Genomic DNA, 21990 nt, shown 5'->3' with positions numbered 1-21990 from the left:
CGCCTTGTGGGTCATCGCATCCATGAGGAACTCCCTCTCATCCGCCCTGCATCGGGGCGAGAATTTCCACCCGGTCGCCCTCGGCGATAGCGGTTGCTTCGCGCCGGGCGGCACGGACCATGTCGCCATTCAGCGCCGTCGCCACGATGGCGTCGGCCATATCAAGCTCGGCCAGCAGGCCGGCCAGCGTGCCGGCAGCGGTATCGGCCGGCTCACCATTGACGATGATCTTCATCCATCACCTCCGGGAAATACGCCCCGTCAAACGCGACCTCCGCCGCGCGGCGCGCCAGCGCCGGCGCCGCCAGGAAGCCGTGCCGGTAGAGACCGTTGATATAGAGCGTGTTGCCGCGCTTGCGCAGGCGCGGCAGATTGTCGGGAAAGGCCGGGCGCACATCCGCCCCGATCTCGACGATTTCCGCCTCGCCAAAGGCGGGGTGCAGCGCATAGGCCGCGCCGAGCAGCTCCAGCATCGACCGCCCGGTGACGCGGCCGCGCTCGTCATTCTCGATCGAGGTGGCGCCGATCATGAAATGCCCGTCGCCGCGCGGCACGATGTAGACCGGGATGCGCGGGTGCAGCAGGCGGACCGGGCGCTTGAGCGAAATCTCGGTGGAATAGAGCACCAGCATCTCGCCCTTCACCCCGCGCAGGTCGGTGAGCGTGTCGCGCGCCGCCAGCCCGCGGCAGTCGACCACGAAGTCGGCCACTTTGGCGTCACTGCCCTGATCGTCCACCTCACGGCTCGGATTGTTGGCCTCACTGCACTGATCGTCCACCTCACTGCACCCATCGGCCGCGAAGCGGAAGGCAACCTGATACTCCTCGACCAGAAGGCGGGTGAGCGCGGCGAGTGCCTTGCGCGGCTCCAGATGCGCCTCGGTGGGGAAGAACAGCCCCTGGTCGAAGCGCCCGTCGAGATCTGGTTCCAGCGCGCCGATGCGGGCGCCATCGACCCATTCAAACGCCTCGGTGCGGCGGGAAAACCGTTTAAGATCAGGTAGATCGCGCGGCGGCGCCAGCACCAGCGAGCCCTCATTGGGCACATCAGGCACGCTCGCGCGCCAATAGGCGAGCGATTCATGGCCCAGTTCGGCGATGATCGGCTCCGCACTCTCGCGCTCGCACCAGGGCGCCAGCATGCCGCCAGCATACCAGGAACAGCCCTGCCCCGAGCCGGATTTGCGTTCGATCACAGTGACTTGGGCCCCGCGCGCGGCAAAGGCGTGGGCGCAGGTGAGCCCGGCGACGCCGGCACCGACGATCCGCACCCGCATGGCGTTGGCGCCCTGCCAAGGTGTTGTTTTCTCAGTGGATTCAGTCTGCGTGGAAGTCATGCACTCCCTCCCTCCGCCAGTGTCAACTGGATCAGGTTCAAAGGGTCGCCATGCCGCGCAGAACGCGCCGATGGCCTCTCAGCCTCCTGACGAGGCTCCCCCGGACGCTCTGGATATAATCACTCAGCCGGCGAATGTCACCGTCGCTGGCTCAACATTCCCGCCTCTGCAACGGGTTTGCGGGGCCTCAGCCGCGACGCGGCAGCGGCACCACATTGTCGGGCACCGGGCGCGTCGCCAGCACGATGGCGCGCCGCAAAGCCTCGCGGCTAAAGGGTTTTCCAAGGCGCGGCATCCCGGCCTTGGCGTCGGTGGGAAGCTCGGCATAGCCGGTGCCGAGGATCAGCGGCAGGCCCGGCCAGCGCTGGTCGATCACCGCCGCCATCTGCACGCCGGTCATATCAGGCATCGCCTGGTCGGTGAGCACGACGTCGAAGGCGACGCCCGATTCCAGCAGGTCCAGCGCTTCGCGCGCGGAAGCGGCCTCGGTCACCGCGCAGCCGAGATCCTCCAGCATGGCGCCGGTGGCCGAGAGAACGAGCGGATCGTCATCGACCACCAAAACGCGCCGCGCCCCGGCCTCACCCTCCGGAACACCGCCTTCATCCTCGACCGAGGCCGTGGCAGCCGCCCGCGCCACCTCCGCAACCGGCAGATAAATGGTGGCTGTCGTGCCCTGTCCGGGGTTGCTCGCCAGCACCAACCTCCCATCCGACTGCGCGGCAAGGCCATGCACCATGGCGAGGCCAAGCCCAGTGCCCTTGCCCACGCCCTTGGTGGTGAAGAACGGTTCGGCGGCGCGCGCCAGCGTCTCCGCATCCATGCCGCTGCCGCTATCGCCAATCGAGAGGCAGAAATAATGTCCGGGCCTTAGCCCGCCGGGCTCCGGCACCTCGTTCGACGCCGGCGCGGGGACGACTTCGTCGCGCGCGGCGATGGTGATCACTCCACCCTCCGGCATCGCGTCCCGCGCATTCACCGCGAGATTCAGCAGGGCGAGTTCAAGCTGATTGGCATCCACCCGCGCCAACGGCAATCCGAGCGGAAAACGTGTTTCAATACGGACACTTGGACCGATCGACCGGCGCATCATCTCGGCCATGCCCAGCACCAGCTCGGGCACGTCGACCGCCGCAGGCTTCAGGTCCTGCCGTCGGGCGAAGGCCAGCATGCGCTGGGTCAGCGCCGCGCCGCGCTGGGCAGCCTGCATCGCATTGCCGAGCAACGATCGCAGCCGCGCATCGTCCGGCGCGCGCTTGGCGGCGAGCTCAAGATTGCCGAGGACGACGGCGAGGAGATTGTTGAAATCATGGGCGATGCCGCCGGTGAGCTGGCCGACGGCCTCCAGTTTCTGCGCTTGGCGCAGGGCGTCCTCGGTCGCGCGCCGCTCGGTGACGTCGACAAGGCCGCACAGCGTGTTCGTGAGATTGCCGTCGGCGTCACGTTCCGCGACGGCGGAAAGCACGCAGTCGACCACGCGCCCATCCTTGGCGATGAGCCTGTATTCCGCTTCCCGCAATTCGCCGGTGTCGAGCAGGCGCGGCCAGTGCTCCTCGGTGCGGCGACGCGCGGAATCGGCCGTCATGAAATCAGTCAATGGCCGCCCTATCACCTCCTCGCGCGCGTAACCGAACAGGCTGAGCCAGCGGTCACTCACTTGAGCGATGCAGCCGTCCGGCCCGAGGGAGTGCAGCGGCAGCGGCGTGCGACGATAAAGATTGCGGTAGCGTTCCTCGCTCTCGCGCCACACTCCGGCCTCTCGGTCGGCCAGCATCGCGACCCGGCGGTCATAGGCGGCGGCGAGCAAAAGGGCGACAAAGATGGCGAAGGTTGCGGCCGTCACCACGGCGACAAGCGCCGCATTGCCGATCCCACCCGCCATTGCGGCGCTGGCCGCCTGGGTGGCATCATGGGCATCGCCATGGCCGGTAAACGTGACACCCGACATGGCCACGTAATGCATGCCGGCAATGCCAAAGCCAAGCGCCAGAGCGGCGATGGCACGCTGAAAAACCGAGTGATTCCGGAACGCCAGCCAGATCGCGACAGTCGAGGCGGCGATGGCGAGGACAATGGCGGCGCCGACATGGATCATGTCGAAAGTCATGGATGCAGGCATCCGCATCGCTGCCATGCCGGTATAGTGCATGCCGACAATGCCGAGGCCCATGAAGATTCCGCTCAGCAGAATACCTTCGATCCCGACCGCCGGACGGCTTGCGGCGAACAGCGCCACGGCAGTGGCTAAAACAGCCAACACCAGCGAGGCCAGCGTCAGCGCGACGCCGTAAGAAACCTCAATGCCGACATGAAGCGCCAGCATGGCGATGAAGTGCATCGCCCAGATGCCGCCGCCGAGCACAATAGCCGCAGCCGAGAGCCAAACCAGCCGCGCGGCTCCCGCGCGCGTCGTGCGTCCCGCCAGATCAAGCGCGGTATAAGACGCCGCGACGGCGATCAGGATCGACAGCGCCACCAGCGCGCCATTGTGGCTCCCGATGATGTTCATGATCGCCGATTATGTCTCACCTTCCGCGCACAGCACGCGGTTCCGGGCCGCGTGACTGTCGCGTCGGCTCCCGCAGGGTAACACGGTCGCCTTTGCGAGCCTTCAGAGATAACCCAAGAACCACAGAATCAGAATGATCGGCAGCGGAATACCAAGCATCCAGAGAGCGCCACCCTTAAGCATGAATAACTCCTTGTGATTGTAGCAAGGGAACACGCCAGGGCCCTGTTGGGTTCCAGCTCCACCGGGCTTCGCCCCGTCGAATTTTTCTCATTGCCGGTGAATGATGTCGTCCTTCTCGCCACGCCGCCTCGTCCAGTGCCTGCCGCTTCGCCTGCGCCGGCTTGCCGGCCCCCTGCTGCCCGAGCTTGCGGTTCTGCTGGCCCTGCTCGGTGCCGCATTGGGTCTATTGGCTTTCGCTTTCATTGCCGACGAAGTGGCGGAAGGTGAGACGCACGCCTTTGACGAGGCGGTGCTGCTGGCTTTCCGCGTGCCCGGTGATCCCGCCGATCCTCTCGGCCCGCCCTGGCTGGAGATCATCATGCGCGATGTGACAGCGCTGGGCGGAACGACGGTGCTTACCCTCATCACCCTCATCGTCGCGGGCTTCCTCGCCATGGACGGCAAGCGCGCCGCAGCATTGTTCGTGCTGGTGGCAACGTCCGGCGGAGGCCTGCTGAGCTATGCGCTGAAACTCGGCTTCGACCGCCCCCGGCCGGACCTCGTCGCCCATCTCGTCGATGTCAGCACGTTGAGCTTTCCGAGCGGCCACGCCATGGGCTCGGCAGTGACCTTCCTCACCCTTGGCGTCCTCATCGTCCGCACGGAGAGCAAACGAAGGATCAAGGCCTATGCGCTCGCCGTAGCGGTCAGTCTCACCTTGCTGGTGGGGTTCAGCCGCGTCTATCTCGGCGTCCACTGGCCGACCGACGTTCTCGCCGGCTGGTGCTCCGGCAGCGCCTGGGCGCTCCTATGCTGGATCATCGTGCTGCTGCTGCAGCGCCGTGGCAAGGTCGAGGGCTCCAGCGCCAACGGTTCCGGCGGCCCGGACACCCCCACGCCATCGTAATCCCCGCTACGCCCCCGATGGCTTTCGCCTCGCGCTCGGCTATCATTCGCTCAGGCCGCCGCAGAGCGTGCCACCAACGTAGGAGAAAGCCCATGACCACCACCGCGCCGGAAGGACATCTCATTCCGGGGATCGGCGTCATCGAGACCGTCGAGTCCGACAATGTCCTGCGCTGGGACGGCACCAATCTCTATGTCGAGCAGGACGTCTTTCACAATGGCCAGCTGGTCCACCGGCGCTACCGCAAGCGCGTGACCAAATCCGTCGCGCAGGCCATCGCCGCGATCCTCGCCCAGCACTGACCAGCGGGCAGCCGCCCTAAAGCCGCGCCATCAAGCCACCGAGCAGCACAAGGCCTGCCGGCCAGAGGCCGAGCCGCGCGGCGGAGCCGATATGGCCGAGTTCCCCGACATCGGCCAGGTCGGCTCCCCAGGCCTGCGCGAACGCGCTTGCTTGCGCCGGCGTCACCCTCGGATCATCCCGGGAGGCCAGAACGAGCGCCGGGTGAGGCAGGGGAGAGAGCGGCATCGGGCCGAAATTGCGCACAAGGTCGAACGAGGGATCGGGATCGTCGACATTGGTCGGCGCCGCCAGAAAGGCGGCAGCCACCTTGGCACGCGCCCGTTCCGGCTGCGCCGCCGTCCAGCGCAGCACCGTCGCCACGCCGACCGAATGAGCGACAAGCACCACCCGGCGCGGGGACGACACAACCGCAGCGTCAAGCCGGGCGGTCCAGGCTCCCACCTCGGGCCGGCTCCAATCAGACTGAATCAACCGGCTCGAATTGGGGAAGGCACCGAGCCAATGCGACTGCCAGTGTTCGGCCGGCGCGTTCTCGCGACCGGGAATGACGAGGAAATCAAACGAGGAAAAATCGACCGCCATATTCCCGCCCTCGCTCAGATCGGCGCCAAGACGGCGAACAGAATCAGCACGATGCCCAGAAGCGACACGGTCCAGGCCAGCGAGCGCAGATAGGGCACGCCCATGGCGTAAAGCGGCACATAGACGATCCGCGCGCCAAGATAGAGCCACGCCCCCCAAAATGTGAGCGCTCCTTCCCGGCCGGCGACATGGGCGATCAGCACCACTGCGGCGAACACGGGAAGCGTCTCGAAAAGGTTGGCCTGCGCGCGCTGGAGCCGTCCGGTGATGATCCCCACCGGCGGGCCTGGCTCGTCGCGCGGCCCCGTATTGTAGTCGATCCCGGTTTCCCGGTTGCGCCACATCGCAGGGAGCAGCACCTGCGCGAGGGCCAGGACCAGCGTCCAGGCGAGAAGCGTCAGTTCAGTTGTCATAGAAGGTCCCAAAAGGCGAAAAACACCATAAGAGGCGTCGCTATTCCTACGCGATGCACTACATTTGGCAATCATGGCCAAGCAGAAACAGACCAAGCGTCCGGCAACCGACGGCCGCCCCCTCAGTCAGGTGGCGGCGCTGCCTTACCGCGTGGTTGAGGATGGCAGCGTTGAGGTTCTCGTCATGACGTCGCGGGAGACCCAGCGGGTGATCATCCCGAAGGGCTGGCCGATGAAGAACCGCAAGGACTGGAAGTCCGCGCAGATTGAGGCCCGGCAGGAGGCCGGCGTCATTGGCGAGATAGGGCGCAAGAGGCTCGGCCAGTATCTGTACTGGAAACGGCTGGAGAGCCATTTCGCGCTCGTCAAGGTCGCGGTGTATCCGCTCGCCGTCCGTCGCCAGTTGGCCGATTGGCCCGAACGTCACGAACGGGCGCAAACCTGGATTTCCGCAGAGGACGCCGCTTTGCTGATTGACGAGCCGGAACTCGGCGCGATCATCCTCGATTTTTCCCAATCGCGCGCGGCCCGGTTGCTGGCAGCCGGCTCGAAGACCGGCGGACGCCAAGCGATGGCAGCACCCACCGCGCAGGGTCTGGGTGGATCTGCGGCCTGAAGCTCCATCGGCCTCAGCGCGCACGGGCCGACGCCCGAACTGTCAGGCCGTCGTGTCGGCCACCCGGACGTCGGCGCGGAAAAGACGCCCCCTTTCGGCAAACGCAACGCAGCAAAGAGCGGCGCCGGCAAGGGCGGCAAAGCCGAGAGTCAGCGGCAAGGTCGTTCCGTCGAAATTCTGCCCCAGAACAAAGCCGGCAAGCGCGCCCCCCACCGTGCTGACAAATCCAAGCACCGAGGAGGCCGTGCCCGCGACATGGCCGACCGGCTCCATCGCCATGGAATTGAAGTTCGACACCATCAGGCCGAAGAAGAACATCATGGCGCCCTGCAGGATGGAGAACGTCCAGATGGTCTCGACGCCGCCGAGAACGATGCCGGCATGTGCCAGCGTGACGGCGAGATAGCCGCAGAGCGCGACGTGCGAAACACGCCGCATGCCCAGCTTCTCGACGATTCGCGCATTGAGCAGCGATGAAGCCGCCATGAACACGGCAATCAGCGCGAAGATCAGCGTGAACAGCTCCTCCGCGTCAAAGGCGTCGGCGAACACCTGCTGCGCGGAGTTGATGAACCCGAACAGGCCGCCCATCGCCATGGTGATAGCCAGCATGTAGCCGACCGTCACACGACTGCGGACGATGAGGCCGAAGGCGTGGGAGATTCCGGCAAAGGAAATCGGCGAGCGGTCCTCCGGGTGCAGCGTTTCCGGCAAGCGGGCCAGCGTCCAAACGAACAGCCCCGCCCCGAGCGCACACAGCATCAGGAAGATTCCCCTCCACGGCGCGACCATCATGATGGCCTGTCCGATGGACGGTGCAATAATGGGCACTGACAGAAAGACCAGGAAGGCGAGCGACATCACGCGGGCCATGTGCGAGCCGGAATAGCAATCGCGCACAATGGTTATGGCGAGAATCCGCGTTGCCGCCGCGCCTATGCCCTGCACCACACGCGCCGCCAGCATCACCTCCACCGTGCCGGCAAAGATGGCGCCGATCGAGGCCGCCGTATAGACGGCGAGGCCGAACAGCAGGATCGTGCGGCGGCCGAAGCGGTCGGCAAGCGTGCCATAGATGAGTTGGGCGCCGCCGAAGCCGAGCAGATAGGCGGTGATGACAAGCTGCGTATGGTTTGCCGTGTCGATGCCGAGCGACTCGCCGATCTCAGGCAGCGCCGGCAGCATGGAATCGATGGCGATGGCATTGGTCGCCATGAGGCCGGCGATGAACAGCACGAACTCCCGAAATCCCATGCCGGGATGTGGAGACCCTGGGGGAGGATTTCCCGGCGCGGAGAGGGGGGCGGACATAGGCGATCCAATGCGGCAAGAGCGCCGAGGGACTCGGCAAAGGGAGACGGCAACAGCCGTCGATGCTCGCCTTAACGCGCAGAGACGGCGGGGCCTATAGGCCGAAAGACACAGCGGGGTGAATTTTGATGGGGCCGCGTGACAAACCCAACGGCCCCAACGCTTGGCAGTGGCGTCAATAAAAATGATGGCTATCATCAATTCGCCGGCGGCAACCGTGCCGGCGCCGCGCGCCGCGTCGGGCGGGGCGCAACGGGGGAGCGCATCTATGTTCGATCCAACCACGTGGACCGGGTTTCACACCTGGCTGAGCCTCATCGCCATCGCCACCGGCTTCGTCGTGCTGGCCGACCTCATCGCCGGGCGTGATCGGCGTGGGTGGGTCGCCGCCTTCCTCGCCACCGCACTCGCCACCAGCGCCACCGGATTTGGCTTTCCGTTCAACGCGGTACTTCCCTCGCATATCGTTGGCGTGGTCGCGCTCGTCGTGCTCGCCGTCACCGTGCCGGCGCGTTACCATTTCCGCCGCACCGGGCGCTGGAACACGGTCTACGCGGTGGGGATCGTCGCGAGCCAGTGGCTGCTCGTCTTCGTCGCTGTTGCCCAGGCTTTTGCCAAAGTGCCGGCGCTACAGAGTCTGGCACCCACCCAGTCCGAACCACCCTTCGCCATTGCGGAAGGCGTTGTGCTGCTGCTCTTCGTGCTCGCCGGCGTCGCGGCGCTGCGGGGCCGTCGGCCCAGCGCCCTCCCCGCCTGACCTCAGAACTGAGGCGGCGCCAGGTCGAGCGGCGGCGCGTCATATTGGGGAATGTTGAGTTCGATCGTCGAGGGATCGACGCTCGGCCCGGCGCTGATCCAATAGGTCACAGCCTCCGGCCAGAGGATGACGATCGCCACCAGCACCAGCTGCATCAGCAGCCACGGGATTGCGCCCCAGTAAATCTGCGAGGTGCGGATCGATTTCGGCGCGATTCCGCGCAGGTAGAACAGCGCAAAGCCGAAGGGCGGATGCATGAAGGCGGTCTGCATATTCACGCAGAGCAGCACGCCGAACCAGACGAGATTGATGTCGAGCTTCAGCGCCACCGGCACCAGCAGCGGCACGATGATGAAGGCGATCTCGAAAAAATCGAGGAAGAAGGCGATGAAGAAGATGAACACGTTGACGAAGATCAGAAATCCGGCACGTCCGCCGGGCAGCTGGGCGAGCAGGTGTTCGATCCACAGCGCGCCGTCCATGCCCTGAAACACCAGGCTGAACACGGTGGCACCGATGAGGATAAACACCACCATGGCGGTCAGCCGGGCTGTCGCCCCCATGGCCTGGCGTATCAGCGGCCAGGTCAGGCGTCCGTGCAGCGCCGCCAGAATGATCGCGCCGACCGCCCCCATCGCGCCGGCTTCGGTTGGCGTGGCAAGGCCCATGGCCAGCGTGCCGAGCACGAGCATGATCAGCACGATGGAGGGGACCATCCCCCAAAGAACCTGACGGATCAGCGGCCACCCGCCCTCCCCGCGCGCCTCGGGCGGCAGTGGCGGCATGTGCCCAGGCTTGATCAGCGACAGCACGAACACATAGGCGAGGAAGATCAGGATCTGCAGCAGCGAGGGGCCGATCGCGCCGAGATACATCTCGCCCACCGGCCTGCCGAGTTGCTCGGCCAGCACGATCAACACCAGCGAGGGCGGAATGAGCTGGGTGATGGTGCCCGATGCCGCGATCACCCCGGTGGCAAGTTTCTGATCATAGCCGTACCTCATCATCACCGGCAGCGAGATCACACCCATGGCGATGACCGAGGCTGCCACCGTCCCGGTGATGGCACCGAGGATGGCGCCGACCACGATCACCGCATAGGCAAGGCCGCCCGGGACCTTGCCAAAGAGCTTGCCGGTGCCTTCCAGCAGATCTTCAGCCAGTCCGCACCGCTCCAGTATCGCGCCCATGAAGGTGAAGAAGGGAATGGCGAGCAGAAGGTCGTTCGAGATGATGCCGTAGAAGCGGAACGGAAGCGCCTGCAGGAAGCTGAGCGTGAAGTGGTCGGTCAGTATGCCAAGCGTGCCGAAGAACAGGCCGACCGCGATGAGCGAAAACGCGACGGGAAAGCCGGCCAGCATGAAGCAGATCATGCCGGCGAACATGAGCGGGGGCATCACGCCATAAGAGAACATGCAAGGCTCGCGCGTCGGGAGAAGGGGGCCGGACAGAGAGAGGAGGTCGGTTCATCAACGCTGCTACTGGAGCGGCTTCTCGTAGTCGGTCGCAACCTCGATGGCGCCGGAAAGCGCCGCGACGCGCTTGATGAGTTCCGAAACTCCTTGCACGGTCAGGAGTGCAAAGCCGAGCGGAAGCAGCAGCTTGGCCGGCCACAGGATCAGCCCGCCGGCGTTTTGCGACACCTCGTCCGAGAGGAAGGACTGCCAGAAGAACGGAAAGCTGAGCCAGGTGAGATAGAGGCCGGCGGGAATGAGGATGAGCGTGAAGCCCAGCGTGTCGATCCACAGCCGGGCGCGGGGCGACACCGACATATAGACGAGATCAACCCGCACATGTTCGTTGCGTTTCAGCGTATAGGGTGCCCCGAGCAGCACGACGGCCCCGAACAGGTACCATTGGACTTCCAGAAGGCCATTGGTGCTGTAGCTGAACAGATAGCGCACCGTCGCGTTTCCGGCGCTGACGAGACAGGCGAACAGCACGCAGTAATCCGCGACGCGGCCGAATCTCTCGTTCAATCCGTCGATGACGCGGCTGAAGGCGAGCAGCCCTCCCATCGCATTTCCCCTCGTTCTGGCCGGCTTTTATCGTTACGGCCGGGGCGCCCCAATCGCTGGCCCCGCCAATCGCGGCAAGATAGACCATCGTCTCACGCAATTTAACCCGCCGACGCCGGCGCCCTCCCGCCGGCCGCATAAGCTGCGGGGGTGTGGCTGTTCTGCCGGTCGCCGCCGGCACCGGGGCGATTTGCCGGCTCGTTGCGCCGTGTTATCCCATTCCGACCCTCCGGCTCGACTCCGCGAAAGCTCTCATGACCTCCAGCGCGCTGCGTTTTCCCCTCGGCATCTGCGCGTTCGTTCTCGCGGCGGGGGCGATCTATCTCACTCGATCGGTCGTGGCGCCCGTTGCCTTCGCCGTGTTCATCATTGCCCTCGTCTGGCCACTGCAGGTTCGACTGCAGCAGCGGCTGCCCGCCCTGGTGGCGATGCTGCTTACCCTAACGCTGACCGTCCTCGCTTTGGCGCTGCTCGGCTATGTGACGATCTGGGGGTTCAGCCAGGCAGGGCGCTGGCTGATCGCCAATGCCGGCCGATTCCAGGCGATCTACAGCGAAACCGCCGCCCAGCTGGAAGAGATGGGCCTCTACTCGGCCGGCATGCTCGCCGACACCTTCAACGCCGGCTGGCTGATCGGCGCCTTCCAGGGACTGGCCGGACGGCTCAATGGCATGCTCGGCTTCGGCGTTGTGACGCTGATCTTCGTCATGCTCGGCCTGCTGGAGGTCGGTATCGTGCGCACCAAGCTGCTCGCCGAGGCTGGCGAGACCGGCCAGCGTCTGGTGCGGGCCAGCGCGGCGACGGGGGCGAAGTTCCGCACCTATATGATGGTGCGCACGGTGATGAGCGTGCTGACCGGCGTGTTCGTCTGGGCGGTTTCCGCCGCCATCGGGCTCGAACTCGCCCTGGCCTTCGGTGTCATCGCCTTTGCGCTGAACTACATTCCCTTCATCGGCCCGCTGGTGGCGACGTTGCTGCCCACCTTCTTCGCGCTGGCGCAGTTCGGCTCGTGGGAGACGGCGGTGGCGGTATTCCTTGCCATGAACGTCATTCAGTTCTTCAGCGGCAGCTATATCGAGCCGCGCGTGGCCGGCAAGGCGCTGGCGATCTCGCCTTTCCTGGTGCTGCTCGCCGTGTTCTTCTGGGCATTCATGTGGGGCCTGTCGGGCGCCTTCATCGGCGTGCCGCTGGTGATTGCCGCCCTCACCTTCTGCGAGGAGGGCGAGGGCAGCCGCTGGATCGCCCGCCTATTGTCCGGCCGTGAGGAGCCAGCCGTCTGACCATGCTCGCCTTCGTACTCACTCCCCTTCGCAGGGTTCTCAAATGGCTGGCAGTGCTGACGCTGGTGCTGTTTGTTGCCTTCCTCGGCTCGCGCGTCTGGTTCGCGCAGAGCGGCCCGCCGCTGGAGCCCTGGCACACCTTCGTGCCGGAAGAGTTGAGCGTTGCGGAGCTCGACGCCGCCGACTGGCGCGCCTATCTCGCCCACGAGGATAGGCTGTTCGCCTACGTCACCCGCGAGGTGGTGCAGAAGCTGCCGGAGGAGGACCGGGTTCCCTCCAACCGCTACTTCGCCGGCAGCGTGGTCTACCCGCCACGCCTCTCGCAGGATTTCAACCGTTCCTATGAACTGGCGCCGGAAGGCGTGCCGGTCGGCGTCGTGGTGCTGCTGCACGGGCTCACCGATTCGCCCTACAGCCTGCGTCATGTCGCACGCCGCTACCTTGCCAACGGGTTCCTCGTCGTCGCCCCGCGCCTGCCCGGTCACGGGACGGTGCCGGCCGGCCTCACCGCCGCCGAATGGGAAGATTGGCTAGCCGCCACCCGCCTCGCCGTGCGCGAAGCAGCCGCCCGCGTGCCGGGCAAGCCGCTGGAGATCGTCGGCTTTTCCAATGGCGGGGCGCTGGCGCTGAAATATGCGCTCGACGCGCTCAGTGACAACACACTCACCCGCCCCGACCGGCTGGTGCTGATCTCGCCGATGATCGGCATCACCCGCTTCGCCCGCTTCGCCGGTCTCGCCGCCCTGCCGGCCTGGCTGCCGGCTTTTGACAAGGCAGCGTGGCTCGGCATCGTACCGGAGTTCAACCCTTTCAAATACAACAGCTTCCCGGTGAACGGCGCCGTACAGTCCCATCGGCTTACGCGGGCGCTGCAAGCCTCGATCACCGCCGAGGCCCGCGCCGGGCGGCTGACAGAGCTCGCCCCGGTGCTGACCTTCCAGTCGGTCATGGACTTCACCGTGTCCACCCGTGCGATCGTGGACGCGCTGTACAGCCAGCTGCCGGCAAACGGCAGTGAACTCGTGCTGTTCGATATCAACCGCAACACCAAGCTCGGGCCCTTGCTGCGCGCGACCTCGTATTCCGCGCTGATGCGCTTATTGCCGCCGCTGCCGCGCGACTTCCGAACCGTGATCATCACCAATGAGGACGCGGGCAGCGACCTGGTAGTGGAGCGCTCCATTCCCGCCGGCGGGACGGAGGAGACCATCCGTCCCCTCGGGCTGTCCTATCCGATCGACGTCTATTCGCTGTCCCACGTCGCCCTGCCCTTCCCACCGGAGGACGCGTTGTATGGCTCGCATCCCGACCCGAAGGAGAACTTTGGGCTTGAGCTCGGCGCCATGGCGGTGCGCGGCGAGCGCGGCGCGCTGATCGTCAGCCTCGACGCGCTGGTGCGGATGTCGTCAAATCCGTTCTTCGCCTATATGAACGACCGCATCAAGCCGGCCGCCACTGAACCGAAAGCCTCCCCGTAACCTATTGATTTGCTTCACGAAAGAGCCCCCGCTGCCGTCCTGCCGTCGCCAGATAGAGCGCCGGCAGGAAGACCAGCGTGAGCAGGGTGGCGATCAGCAGCCCTCCCATGATGGCGAAGGCCATGGGGCCCCAGAAGACGGTGGGGGCTATGGGGATCATTCCGAGTACTGTGGACAAAGCGGTGAGCACGATCGGGGTGAAGCGGGCGCAGGCGGCGTCGGTCACCGCCTGCCGCGCATCCTTGCCGCCGGCGCGCTCGGATTCGATCTGACCTATTAGAATCACAGCGTTTTTTATGATCATCCCGATCAGCGCCAGCACGCCGAGAATGGCGACGAAACCCAGCGGGCGGCCGGAAACCAGCAGTGCAATGACAACGCCAATGAGTCCAAGCGGTGCAACACTTATGACCAGTGCGGCCAGTGAGAAGCGCCTCAGCTGGAACATGAGGACGGTGAGCATGATGAGGATCATGACAGGCACCACCGCCATGACCGAGGCGAGCGAGTTCGCGCTCTCCTCCACCGTGCCGCCGGTCTCGATGCGGTAGCCGGCCGGCAGCGTCTGTGCCAGTTCTTCGATCTTCGGCGCCAGCTGAGCCACCACCGTCTCGGGGAGCTCGCCCGGCGCGATGTCGGACTGCACGGTGAGCGCGGGCAGCCGGTCGCGGCGCCAGACCAGCGGATAGGTCTGCTCATAGTCGAAGGTGGCGAACTGGCTCAGCGGCACGGTGCGCCCGCCCGGCAGCGGCACTTCCAGCGTGCGCAGCGTGTCGAGCGAGACGCGCTGCTCGTCGGTGGCGCGCAGCACCACGTCGATCAGATAGATGTCGTCGCGCAGCTGCGTCACCGGCGCGCCCGTCACGACCGTGTTCAGCACCGAGCCGATCGCCTCGGTGGAGAGGCCGAGCAGCCGCGCCTGGTCCTGGTCGACGCGGATGCGGATCTCGCGCGCCGGCTCGATCCAGTCATAGTTCACCGTGCGCGTCAGCGGGTCGGCGGCGATCACTTCGGCCAGCCTGAAGGCGATGTCGCGCACCGGGCCGAGTTCCGGCCCGACGACGCGGTACTGGATCGGCCAGCCCACCGGTGGCCCCAGTTCCAGCGGCGAGACGCGGCTCACGACATTGGGAAAATCGTTCGCGAGCAGCGTGTCGAGCTTGGCCTCCAGTCGTTCGCGCGCCGGCACGTCCTTGGCCACCACCACGGCCTGGCCGAAAAAGGCATTGGGAAGCTGGGCATTGAGCGGCAGGTAGAAGCGGATCGCCCCGCGCCCGACATAGCCGCTCCAGCGCTCCACATCGGGATCGCCCCTCAGCGCGTCGTCGAGCCGTTCCATCGCCCGCTCGGTGGCAAAGATCGAGGCGTTCTGCGGCAATTGCAGGTCCACCAGCAGTTCCGGCCGGTCGGACGAGGGGAAGAACTGGCGCGGGATCAGCGGCAGCGCCAGCACGGCGGCGACGAACAGGGCGAGCGTGACCGCGACCGTCACCCAGGGCGCCCCCAGCGCGGCGGAGAGAAGCGCGCGATAGAGCCGCATCACCCGGCCCGGTTCGCCACCGGCGTTCTTCGGCGCTTTCAGGATCACGAGGCCGATCAGCGGGGCGAACAGCACCGCCACCAGCCACGACACCAGCAGCGCCACCGTCACCACCGCGAACAGCGAGAAGGTGTATTCGCCCGCCGACGAGGCGGCAAAGCCCACCGGCACGAAGCCGGCGATCGTCACCAGCGTGCCGGCCAGCATGGCGAAAGCGTAGGTCTTGAAGGCATAGACCGCCGCCACCTCCTTGGTCTCGCCGGCGGCAAGGCGCCCCAGCGTGGCGTCGGTGGTGGTCATCGCATCGTCCACCATCAGCGCCAGCGCGATGATGAGGGCGCCGAGCGAGATGCGCTGCATGTCGATGCCCAGCAGCCACATCACCGCGAACACGCCGGCCAGGGTGAGCGGAATGGTCAGCGCCACCATCAGGCCGGCGCGCACGCCGAGCGCGATGAAGCTCACCACGAGGATGATGAGAATGGCCTGCCAGAGCGATTCCATGAATTCGGAAATCGCGCCTGCGACCGTCACCGCCTGGTCGGCCACCAGATGCGGCTCGATGCCGATCGGCAGTTCCGCCGAGATCTTCGCCATGGCCGTGTCGATGTTGCGGCCGAGCTGGAGAATGTCGCCGCCCTCGCGCATCGAAATAGCGAGGCCGATGGCGGGCTCGCCATCGGTGCGGAACAGCGGGCGCGGCGGATCGACATAGCCGCGCCGCACGGTGGCGATGTCGGCGAGGCGCAGCATGCGCCCGTCCACGGCGAAATTGATGTTGGCCACATCCTGCTCGGAGCCGAAGGCGCCGGACACGTCGATCACCAGCGCCTCGTCGCCGGTCTGGATGGTGCCGGAGGGCTGCACCACGTTCTGCGCCCGCAGCGCCGCCACCAGGGCGGAGCGGTTGATGCCGAGAGTGGCGAGTTCGCGCACCGAGAACTCGACAAAGATCTGCTCGTCCTGCTCGCCCAGCAGCTCGATCTTGGCGACATCAGGAACCCGCAGCAGCGTCGAACGGGCCTGCTCGACATAATCGCGCAGCTCGCGATGGGTGAAGCCGTCGGCGGTGAAGCCATAGATCAGGCCGAACGTGTCGCCGAACTCGTCGTTGAAGCCCGGTCCCACCACCCCGCGCGGCAGGGTGTGGGCCATGTCGCCAATGCTTTTGCGCACCTGGTACCAGACATCGGGCACCTCCTGCGCGGTGGTGCTGCCCTTCAGGGCGACGAAGATGGTGGTGACGCCGGGGCGGGTATAGCTGCGGATGAAGTCGAGATGCGGCGTTTCCTGCAGCGTGCGCTCCAGCCGTTCCGTCACCTGCTGCAGCGTGTCCTCGATGCTGGCGCCGGGCCAGGCCGCCTGCACCACCATGGTCTTGATGATGAAGGACGGGTCTTCCGCGCGGCCGAGGCGCGTATAGGCAAACAGGCCAGCGACCACCACGGCCAGCATGAAGAACAGGACCAGCGAGCGCTCGCGGACCGCCCATTCCGACAGGTTGAACCGCATCACGAGCCCGCCCCGAGCAGACGCACCTTCTGGCCGGGGTGCAGCGCCTGCACGCCGGCCGTCACCACGATCTCGCCCGGGCTGAGCCCGGTCTCGACCGCGACGGAGGCCTGCGAGAAGCGACGCAGCTCGATGTTGCGCAGCGCCACGGTCTGGCTGGCGGGGTCATAGACCCACACCGCCGGACGTTCATTGACCGCGGTGAGCGCCGAGGCGGGGATCTCGATCGCCGCGTCGCTGCCAAGTTCCACCCGGCCGATGACCGTCGAGCCGAGACGCATCGCCGCCGGCGGCGTGTCGAGCCCGACCCGCACCCGGAAGGTGCGCGTCACCGGGTCCGCCTGCGGCGCCACCTCGCGCACCCGGCCGCGCGCGGTCACGCTGGGATCGTCGCTCAGCGTGACGGTGATGACCGGATCGACTGGGGCCGCGCGCAGGACATTCGCCGGCACGTCGAACACCGCGTCGCGCCCGCCCTGCCGTGCGAGCTGAAGAATCATCTGCCCGGCCTGCACCACCTCGCCCGGCTCGGCGCCGCGCGCCGTCACCGTGCCGGGGGCGTCGGCGACGAGGTCGGTATAGCTGACATTGTCCTGCGCGGTCTTCAACTGCGCCTCGGCATTGTCCACCCCCGACTGCGCCGCCTGCAGCGCGGTGCGGGCGGCGTCGTGATTGGCCTGAGTAGTGAAGCCGTTGCCGAGCAGCCGCTCCTGCCGCTCGAAGGTATTGGCGGCGGTGACGAGCTGGCTCTCCGCCGCCGCCAGTGCCGCCTGGGCCGAACGCAGGGCATTCAGCGCGTTCTGCGGATCGAGCCGGGCCACGACCTGCCCGGCCTTGACCTGATCACCGACATTGGCGCTGCGCTCGATCATCCGGCCGGAAACGCGGAAGGCGAGCGCGGCCTCATCCTGCGCCTGCACATCGCCGGTGAAGGAGGCAACCTGCCCGCCGACGCCCTTTTCCACCGTGACGACGCGCACCGGCCGGGGCGCCGGGGCCTGCGCCTCCGGCTCCTCGCCGCAACCGGCAAGAAGCAGGCTGGCGCCAAGCGCGAGAGCCGCGCTCCATGGCTTGGTGGTTTTCATCGCCGGTCGCTCCCCTGCCTGCCACTGCGCCGCGCCGTGCCCAGCCGGCGACCTTCCGCCGCCAGGCATAAGCTGCCGGCCCGATCCTACCGCCGAGCTTACAGAGGCAGATGACACTCCGTAAATCACCCCGGCGCAAACCTTCTGTGCGCGCCGCGCGGAAGCGGGCGTGCGACTCGCCTTTGCCGCAGTGGCGCGCTAATGCTGGCCGTCTTGTCGGGGTGGGGGCCTTACGGAGGCGGAATGCGTCTGGTCGTTGTTGCGTTGGCCTTCGCCCTGTGCGCGGGATGCTCGAACCGGCCGGTGGGTGTGCTCACCCCGGTCGAGGCGGCGGTGCCGGGCACCACCAAGGTGGAGTTGCTGGTCGCGACCACCCGCGAGGCCTCCAACGACGTCGCCACGCTCTATAGCGGCGAACGCGGCGCCGGCGTCTCGCTCGACGCCTTCACCGTCTCGATCCCGCCGGACAGCCGCCGGCAGATCGGCGAGGTGCAATGGCCGCGCAGCCTGCCGCCCAACCCGGAAACCGACTTCGCCACCCTCGCCGTCGAGCCGCTGCCGAATGTGAAGGCCGCCAGGGGCTGGCTCAACGGCCATCTGCCGAAGAGCCGGCGGGTGCTGATCTTCGTGCACGGCTTCAACAACCGCTTCGAGGACGCCGTCTACCGCTTCGCCCAGATCGTGCATGATTCGGGGTCGGACGTGGCGCCGGTGCTGTTCACCTGGCCCTCACGCGCCCGGGTGTTCGACTATCTGTTCGACCGCGAGAGCACCATCGTCTCGCGCGACGCCTTCGAGGACACGGTCTGGCAGGTCACCAGCGACCCGCGGGTGGAGGACGTGACCATCATGGCGCACTCCATGGGGGCGTGGCTGGCGATGGAGAGCTTGCGGCAGATGGCGATCCGCCACGGCAAGCTGCCGGCGAAGATCCGCAACGTCATCCTCGCCTCGCCCGATGTCGATGTCGATGTGTTCGCCTCGCAATGGCGGGCGCTGCAGGGCACGCAGGCGCGCTTCACCCTGTTCGTCTCCCAGGACGACCGGGCGCTGCAGGTCTCGCGCCGCATCGCCGGCGGGGTGGACCGGCTGGGGTTGATCGACGCCCAGCAATTCTACGGGCAGCTGGAGAAGTCCGGCATCGTGGTGATCGACCTCACCGCCATGCGCAGCGGCGATTCGCTCAATCACGGCCGCTTCGCCTCCTCGCCCGAGGTGGTGCAGCTGATCGGCCAGCGGCTGGTGAACGGGCAGACCGTGACCGATTCCGAAGTCAGCCTCGGCGACCGCATCGCGGCGGGGGCGATGGGCGTCGGCCAGACGGTCGGCAGCGCCGCCGGCCTCGCGCTGAGCGCGCCGCTGGCCGTGGTCGACCCGGCGACCCGGCGCACCTATCAGGGCCAGGTCGAGCGCTTCGGCCAGACCGTGACCGAGACGGTCGAGGACCCCGGTGCCGATTGACGGTCCTCAGCGCGCCAGAAATCCGATGGCGGCGGCGTTGATGATGTCGATGAAGAAGGCCGACACCAGCGGCAGTATGATGAAGGCGCGCGGCGAGGGCCCGTGCGTCTTGGTCACGGCGGTCATGTTGGCGATGGCGGTCGGCGTGGCCCCCAGGCTGATGCCGGTGAAGCCGGCGGAGATCACCGCCGCCTGATAGTCGCGCCCCATCGCCGGGAACACGACGAAGACGATATAGGCCACCGCCGCCACCGTCTGCACCGCGAGCACCACAACCAGCGCCAGCCCCAGCCCGCCAATGCTCCACAGCTGCATGCTCATCAGCGACATGGCGAGGAAAACGTTCAGCGCGAGATCGGACACCAGCGCCAGCGCCCGTGTGCGCGTCGGCCAGCGCACGCGTGGCAGCAGGCGCGGCACGGTGTTGGTGAGCACGATGCCGACCAGCAGGCAGACCACGAACATCGGCAGCTTGAGGCCGGTCCACTCCACCGCTTCCTCCAGGCCGAAGGCGATCAGGATGGCGACATTGAGCACCAGTACCGTGCGCAGCAGGCTGACATGGCTGATGTCGTCATCCATGCGCTCATTCACCGCCTTGGGCAGGCCGACGACGGCCTCCTGCCCCGGTTCGCTCGTCAACTGGTGGCGGGTGATGAGGTAGCGGGCGATCGGCCCGCCGGCGAGACTGGCCAGCACGAGGCCGAGCGTCGCCACGGCGATGCCGACCTCCAGCGCATTGGCGACGCCGAAGCGCTCCGCGATCAGCGGCGCCCAGGCGATGGTGGTGCCGTGCCCGCCGATCAGCGAGGCCGAGCCGAGGAAGACGGCGAGCCCTTCCGGCAGGTTGAGCAGGCTGACGGCACCGAGGGCGATCACGTTCTGGATGACGAGATAGATGATGGTGAGACCGAGCAGGATCACCAGCGGCCGCCCCCCGGCGAGAAGATCGTCCAGCCGGGCGTTGAGGCCGATGCCGGTGAAGAAATACAGCAGCAGCAGGTCGCGCGCGCCGAGATCGAACACGATGGCGGTATCAAGGAACTGATAGGCGATCAGCGTCGCCAGCGCCGCCAGCAGGCCGCCGGTCACCGCCTCCGGAATGTTGAACTGTCCCAACGGGGGGATCGCCCGGTTGATGCCCGAGCCAACGAAGAAGACGACAATGGCGATGGTGAAGGTGAGAAGGCCCGAAATTTCAATCGCCGACATCGTCACTCCGTCATCGCTGCGGCTGGCAACCCCTTCCCGGGACCCGCCGCCTTCAGAAATTGCCCGCAACCGAGCCGAGCCCGATGACGACCACCAGCGCCACCAGGGCACCGACGATAGCAACCATGACGATATCGAGATAGCTTTCCCTTGGGGTCACTCCGCAGACGGCAAGCAGCGTCACCACCGCGCCACTGTGCGGCAGGCTGTCCAGCGTGCCCGCGCTCATGACCGCCACGCGATGCAGCAGCGCTGGCTCGATGCCGAGCGCCCCGGCACGCTCCAGAAACACCGGCCCCAGCGCGTCGAGCGCGATGGTGAGCCCGCCCGAGGCCGAGCCGGTGAGCGCGGCGAGGATGTTGACCGCCACCGCCAGCGACACCAGCGGCCCGCCCTCGATGGCGAGCACCCAGTCGCGCACCAGCGCGAAGGCGGGCAGCGCCGCCACCACCGCACCGAAGCCGACAAGGCTCGCCACCGAGAAAATCGGCAGCACCGAGGCGTTGGCGCCAGCATCCATGGTCTCGCGTAGCTTTGGCAGGCGGCGCCAATTAATGACCAGCGTCGCCAGTATCGCCACGAGCAGGGCCACCGCCACCGACCACACGCCGGAGACCGCCGACAGGGGAATGCCGCCCCAGCGCTCCTCGGCCAGAAAGCCGAAATCGAGGCGCGGCAGGACAAGGAAGGACATCAGCAGATTGACGGAGATCACCAGCCCCAGCGGCAGCGCTGCCAGCGCAATGGAGGGGCGCGCCACGCTCTGATGGCCATGGGCGATCTCGGCCGGGTCGAATTCGCGCGCCGTGGTCGCCCGCTCGCGCAGGACCGGGTCGTCGAGAGCGGCATTCACCGAAGCGGCGCCATCGCCGAACCCCTCCCCCGCCCGGCGCGCCGCTGCCTCAGCCCGGCCGAGCCACCACAGGCCGAAGCCAAGCATGAGGACGGAGGCGATGATTCCAAGCCCCGGCGCGGCGAAGGGCGTGGTGCCGAAGAACGGCATGGGAATGGCGTTCTGGATCGCCGGCGTGCCGGGCAGCGCCATCATGGTGAAGGTGAAGGTGCCGAGCGCGATGGCCGGCGCCATCAGCCGGCGCGGAATGTCGGCCGCGCGGAACAGCGCCTGCGCCATCGGCGCCAGCACGAACAGGGCGACGAACAGGCTCACCCCGCCATAGGTGACGATGGCACCCGCCAGCACCACGGCGAGGATGGCGCGCTGCGCGCCAAGCTTCTCGGTCATGAAATCGGCGATGGCGGCGACCGAGCCGCTGTCCTCCATCAGCTTGCCGAACAGCGCGCCGAGCAGGAACAGCGGAAAGAACTGCCCGACAAAGCTGGCGGCGCTGCCCATGAAGGTCTGGGTCCAGCTGGCGAGCAGCGGCACGCCGGACATCAGGGCGGCGAGCAGCGCCGCGAGCGGCGCCAGCAGCAGCACGCTCCAGCCACGATAGGCGAACCAGACGAGAAGGCCGAGACCGAGCAATATGCCGATGAGGCCCATGGC

The 21990-nt window shown here is 66.8% G+C and carries 19 protein-coding genes and 1 riboswitch; of the genes, 7 read left to right on the top strand and 12 right to left on the bottom strand.

Annotated features, from left to right (window positions below; all coding sequences use genetic code 11):
• Positions 1-37: 37 nt before the first annotated feature.
• The 3 genes from thiS to J2S76_RS12985 form a co-directional block, all read right to left on the bottom strand.
• The gene (gene thiS, locus J2S76_RS12995; protein WP_307060871.1) at positions 38-235 is read right to left on the bottom strand and encodes a sulfur carrier protein ThiS; all 198 of its coding nucleotides are present in this window, start codon (positions 233-235) and stop codon (positions 38-40) included.
• The gene (locus tag J2S76_RS12990) at positions 213-1277 is read right to left on the bottom strand and encodes an FAD-dependent oxidoreductase (protein ID WP_307061155.1); all 1065 of its coding nucleotides are present in this window, start codon (positions 1275-1277) and stop codon (positions 213-215) included. Before J2S76_RS12990 ends, thiS begins: the two co-directional genes overlap by 23 nt.
• A gap of 51 nt (positions 1278-1328) precedes the next feature.
• Positions 1329-1449: riboswitch (TPP riboswitch) on the bottom strand.
• Positions 1450-1524: 75 nt separating this feature from the next.
• A complete protein-coding gene (locus J2S76_RS12985; protein ID WP_307060870.1) occupies positions 1525-3846 on the bottom strand; it encodes an MHYT domain-containing protein in 2322 nt (773 codons plus the stop codon).
• Positions 3847-4132: 286 nt separating this feature from the next.
• On the opposite strand from J2S76_RS12985, the gene J2S76_RS12980 reads away from it, so the two are divergent.
• Positions 4133-4915: a phosphatase PAP2 family protein gene (locus tag J2S76_RS12980; RefSeq protein ID WP_307060869.1), complete on the top strand. Its 783-nt coding sequence runs from the start codon at positions 4133-4135 to the stop codon at positions 4913-4915.
• 92 nt (positions 4916-5007) lie between these two features.
• Positions 5008-5217: a hypothetical protein gene (locus J2S76_RS12975; protein WP_026221089.1), complete on the top strand. Its 210-nt coding sequence runs from the start codon at positions 5008-5010 to the stop codon at positions 5215-5217.
• A gap of 16 nt (positions 5218-5233) precedes the next feature.
• Here J2S76_RS12975 and J2S76_RS12970 read toward each other — a convergent pair whose 3' ends face one another.
• Positions 5234-5800 carry an RBBP9/YdeN family alpha/beta hydrolase gene (locus J2S76_RS12970; RefSeq protein ID WP_307060868.1) on the bottom strand — a complete coding sequence of 189 codons (567 nt, stop codon included), beginning with the start codon at positions 5798-5800 and terminating at the stop codon, positions 5234-5236.
• Between the two features lie 14 nt (positions 5801-5814).
• Entirely contained in the window at positions 5815-6213 is a 399-nt protein-coding gene (locus J2S76_RS12965; protein ID WP_307060867.1) for an MAPEG family protein, read from the bottom strand.
• Between the two features lie 73 nt (positions 6214-6286).
• On the opposite strand from J2S76_RS12965, the gene J2S76_RS12960 reads away from it, so the two are divergent.
• Positions 6287-6829 carry an NUDIX hydrolase gene (locus tag J2S76_RS12960; protein WP_307060866.1) on the top strand — a complete coding sequence of 181 codons (543 nt, stop codon included), beginning with the start codon at positions 6287-6289 and terminating at the stop codon, positions 6827-6829.
• 42 nt (positions 6830-6871) lie between these two features.
• Here J2S76_RS12960 and J2S76_RS12955 read toward each other — a convergent pair whose 3' ends face one another.
• Complete coding sequence (locus J2S76_RS12955) at positions 6872-8083, bottom strand: multidrug effflux MFS transporter (RefSeq protein ID WP_307060865.1); 1212 nt, start codon at positions 8081-8083, stop codon at positions 6872-6874.
• A gap of 325 nt (positions 8084-8408) precedes the next feature.
• Here J2S76_RS12955 and J2S76_RS12950 point away from each other — a divergent pair, with 325 nt between their 5' ends.
• Entirely contained in the window at positions 8409-8897 is a 489-nt protein-coding gene (locus tag J2S76_RS12950) for a hypothetical protein (protein WP_307060864.1), read from the top strand.
• A gap of 2 nt (positions 8898-8899) precedes the next feature.
• Here J2S76_RS12950 and J2S76_RS12945 read toward each other — a convergent pair whose 3' ends face one another.
• A complete protein-coding gene (locus J2S76_RS12945; RefSeq protein ID WP_307060863.1) occupies positions 8900-10312 on the bottom strand; it encodes a TRAP transporter large permease in 1413 nt (470 codons plus the stop codon).
• A 63-nt stretch (positions 10313-10375) separates the two neighbouring features.
• Positions 10376-10915: a TRAP transporter small permease subunit gene (locus J2S76_RS12940; protein ID WP_307060862.1), complete on the bottom strand. Its 540-nt coding sequence runs from the start codon at positions 10913-10915 to the stop codon at positions 10376-10378.
• A 254-nt stretch (positions 10916-11169) separates the two neighbouring features.
• On the opposite strand from J2S76_RS12940, the gene J2S76_RS12935 reads away from it, so the two are divergent.
• A complete protein-coding gene (locus J2S76_RS12935) occupies positions 11170-12195 on the top strand; it encodes an AI-2E family transporter (RefSeq protein WP_307060861.1) in 1026 nt (341 codons plus the stop codon).
• A gap of 2 nt (positions 12196-12197) precedes the next feature.
• Positions 12198-13673, top strand: coding sequence for an alpha/beta hydrolase (locus J2S76_RS12930; protein ID WP_307060860.1), 1476 nt, complete (start codon positions 12198-12200; stop codon positions 13671-13673).
• 1 nt (position 13674) lies between these two features.
• On the opposite strand, the gene J2S76_RS12925 is transcribed toward J2S76_RS12930, so the two are convergent.
• A complete protein-coding gene (locus tag J2S76_RS12925; RefSeq protein ID WP_307061153.1) occupies positions 13675-16725 on the bottom strand; it encodes an efflux RND transporter permease subunit in 3051 nt (1016 codons plus the stop codon).
• A complete protein-coding gene (locus J2S76_RS12920; RefSeq protein WP_307060859.1) occupies positions 16725-17810 on the bottom strand; it encodes an efflux RND transporter periplasmic adaptor subunit in 1086 nt (361 codons plus the stop codon). The genes J2S76_RS12925 and J2S76_RS12920 overlap by 1 nt, the downstream gene beginning before the upstream one ends.
• A gap of 243 nt (positions 17811-18053) precedes the next feature.
• Between J2S76_RS12920 and J2S76_RS12915 the strand changes: the two genes are divergently transcribed.
• Entirely contained in the window at positions 18054-19271 is a 1218-nt protein-coding gene (locus J2S76_RS12915) for an alpha/beta hydrolase (RefSeq protein ID WP_307060858.1), read from the top strand.
• 6 nt (positions 19272-19277) lie between these two features.
• Here the strand turns inward: J2S76_RS12915 and gltS are convergent, their stop codons facing one another.
• The gene (gltS, locus tag J2S76_RS12910) at positions 19278-20483 is read right to left on the bottom strand and encodes a sodium/glutamate symporter (protein WP_307060857.1); all 1206 of its coding nucleotides are present in this window, start codon (positions 20481-20483) and stop codon (positions 19278-19280) included.
• Positions 20484-20535: 52 nt separating this feature from the next.
• Positions 20536-21987: a GntP family permease gene (locus J2S76_RS12905; RefSeq protein ID WP_307060856.1), complete on the bottom strand. Its 1452-nt coding sequence runs from the start codon at positions 21985-21987 to the stop codon at positions 20536-20538.
• Between the last annotated feature and the right edge of the window lie 3 nt (positions 21988-21990).

The organism is Ancylobacter vacuolatus, assembly GCF_030813595.1.
Classification (GTDB): Bacteria; Pseudomonadota; Alphaproteobacteria; order Rhizobiales; family Xanthobacteraceae; genus Ancylobacter; species Ancylobacter vacuolatus.
The sequence above is the reverse complement of the archived record's forward strand: the minus strand, read 5'-3'. Positions and strand labels throughout refer to the sequence as shown.

Excerpts from the sequence above, each read along its gene's own strand:
- J2S76_RS12930 (WP_307060860.1), top strand. The coding sequence starts at position 12,198 with ATGCTCGCCTTCGTACTCACTCCCCTTCGCAGGGTTCTCAAATGGCTG.
- thiS (WP_307060871.1), bottom strand. The coding sequence starts at position 235 with ATGAAGATCATCGTCAATGGTGAGCCGGCCGATACCGCTGCCGGCACG.
- J2S76_RS12950 (WP_307060864.1), top strand. The coding sequence starts at position 8,409 with ATGTTCGATCCAACCACGTGGACCGGGTTTCACACCTGGCTGAGCCTC.
- J2S76_RS12925 (WP_307061153.1), bottom strand. The coding sequence starts at position 16,725 with ATGCGGTTCAACCTGTCGGAATGGGCGGTCCGCGAGCGCTCGCTGGTC.
- J2S76_RS12915 (WP_307060858.1), top strand. The coding sequence starts at position 18,054 with ATGCGTCTGGTCGTTGTTGCGTTGGCCTTCGCCCTGTGCGCGGGATGC.
- J2S76_RS12920 (WP_307060859.1), bottom strand. The coding sequence starts at position 17,810 with ATGAAAACCACCAAGCCATGGAGCGCGGCTCTCGCGCTTGGCGCCAGC.
- J2S76_RS12970 (WP_307060868.1), bottom strand. The coding sequence starts at position 5,800 with ATGGCGGTCGATTTTTCCTCGTTTGATTTCCTCGTCATTCCCGGTCGC.
- J2S76_RS12975 (WP_026221089.1), top strand. The coding sequence starts at position 5,008 with ATGACCACCACCGCGCCGGAAGGACATCTCATTCCGGGGATCGGCGTC.
- J2S76_RS12905 (WP_307060856.1), bottom strand. The coding sequence starts at position 21,987 with ATGGGCCTCATCGGCATATTGCTCGGTCTCGGCCTTCTCGTCTGGTTC.
- J2S76_RS12945 (WP_307060863.1), bottom strand. The coding sequence starts at position 10,312 with ATGTTCTCTTATGGCGTGATGCCCCCGCTCATGTTCGCCGGCATGATC.
- J2S76_RS12965 (WP_307060867.1), bottom strand. The coding sequence starts at position 6,213 with ATGACAACTGAACTGACGCTTCTCGCCTGGACGCTGGTCCTGGCCCTC.
- J2S76_RS12940 (WP_307060862.1), bottom strand. The coding sequence starts at position 10,915 with ATGGGAGGGCTGCTCGCCTTCAGCCGCGTCATCGACGGATTGAACGAG.
- J2S76_RS12985 (WP_307060870.1), bottom strand. The coding sequence starts at position 3,846 with ATGAACATCATCGGGAGCCACAATGGCGCGCTGGTGGCGCTGTCGATC.
- J2S76_RS12960 (WP_307060866.1), top strand. The coding sequence starts at position 6,287 with ATGGCCAAGCAGAAACAGACCAAGCGTCCGGCAACCGACGGCCGCCCC.
- gltS (WP_307060857.1), bottom strand. The coding sequence starts at position 20,483 with ATGTCGGCGATTGAAATTTCGGGCCTTCTCACCTTCACCATCGCCATT.
- J2S76_RS12980 (WP_307060869.1), top strand. The coding sequence starts at position 4,133 with ATGTCGTCCTTCTCGCCACGCCGCCTCGTCCAGTGCCTGCCGCTTCGC.
- J2S76_RS12955 (WP_307060865.1), bottom strand. The coding sequence starts at position 8,083 with ATGGGATTTCGGGAGTTCGTGCTGTTCATCGCCGGCCTCATGGCGACC.
- J2S76_RS12990 (WP_307061155.1), bottom strand. The coding sequence starts at position 1,277 with ATGCGGGTGCGGATCGTCGGTGCCGGCGTCGCCGGGCTCACCTGCGCC.
- J2S76_RS12935 (WP_307060861.1), top strand. The coding sequence starts at position 11,170 with ATGACCTCCAGCGCGCTGCGTTTTCCCCTCGGCATCTGCGCGTTCGTT.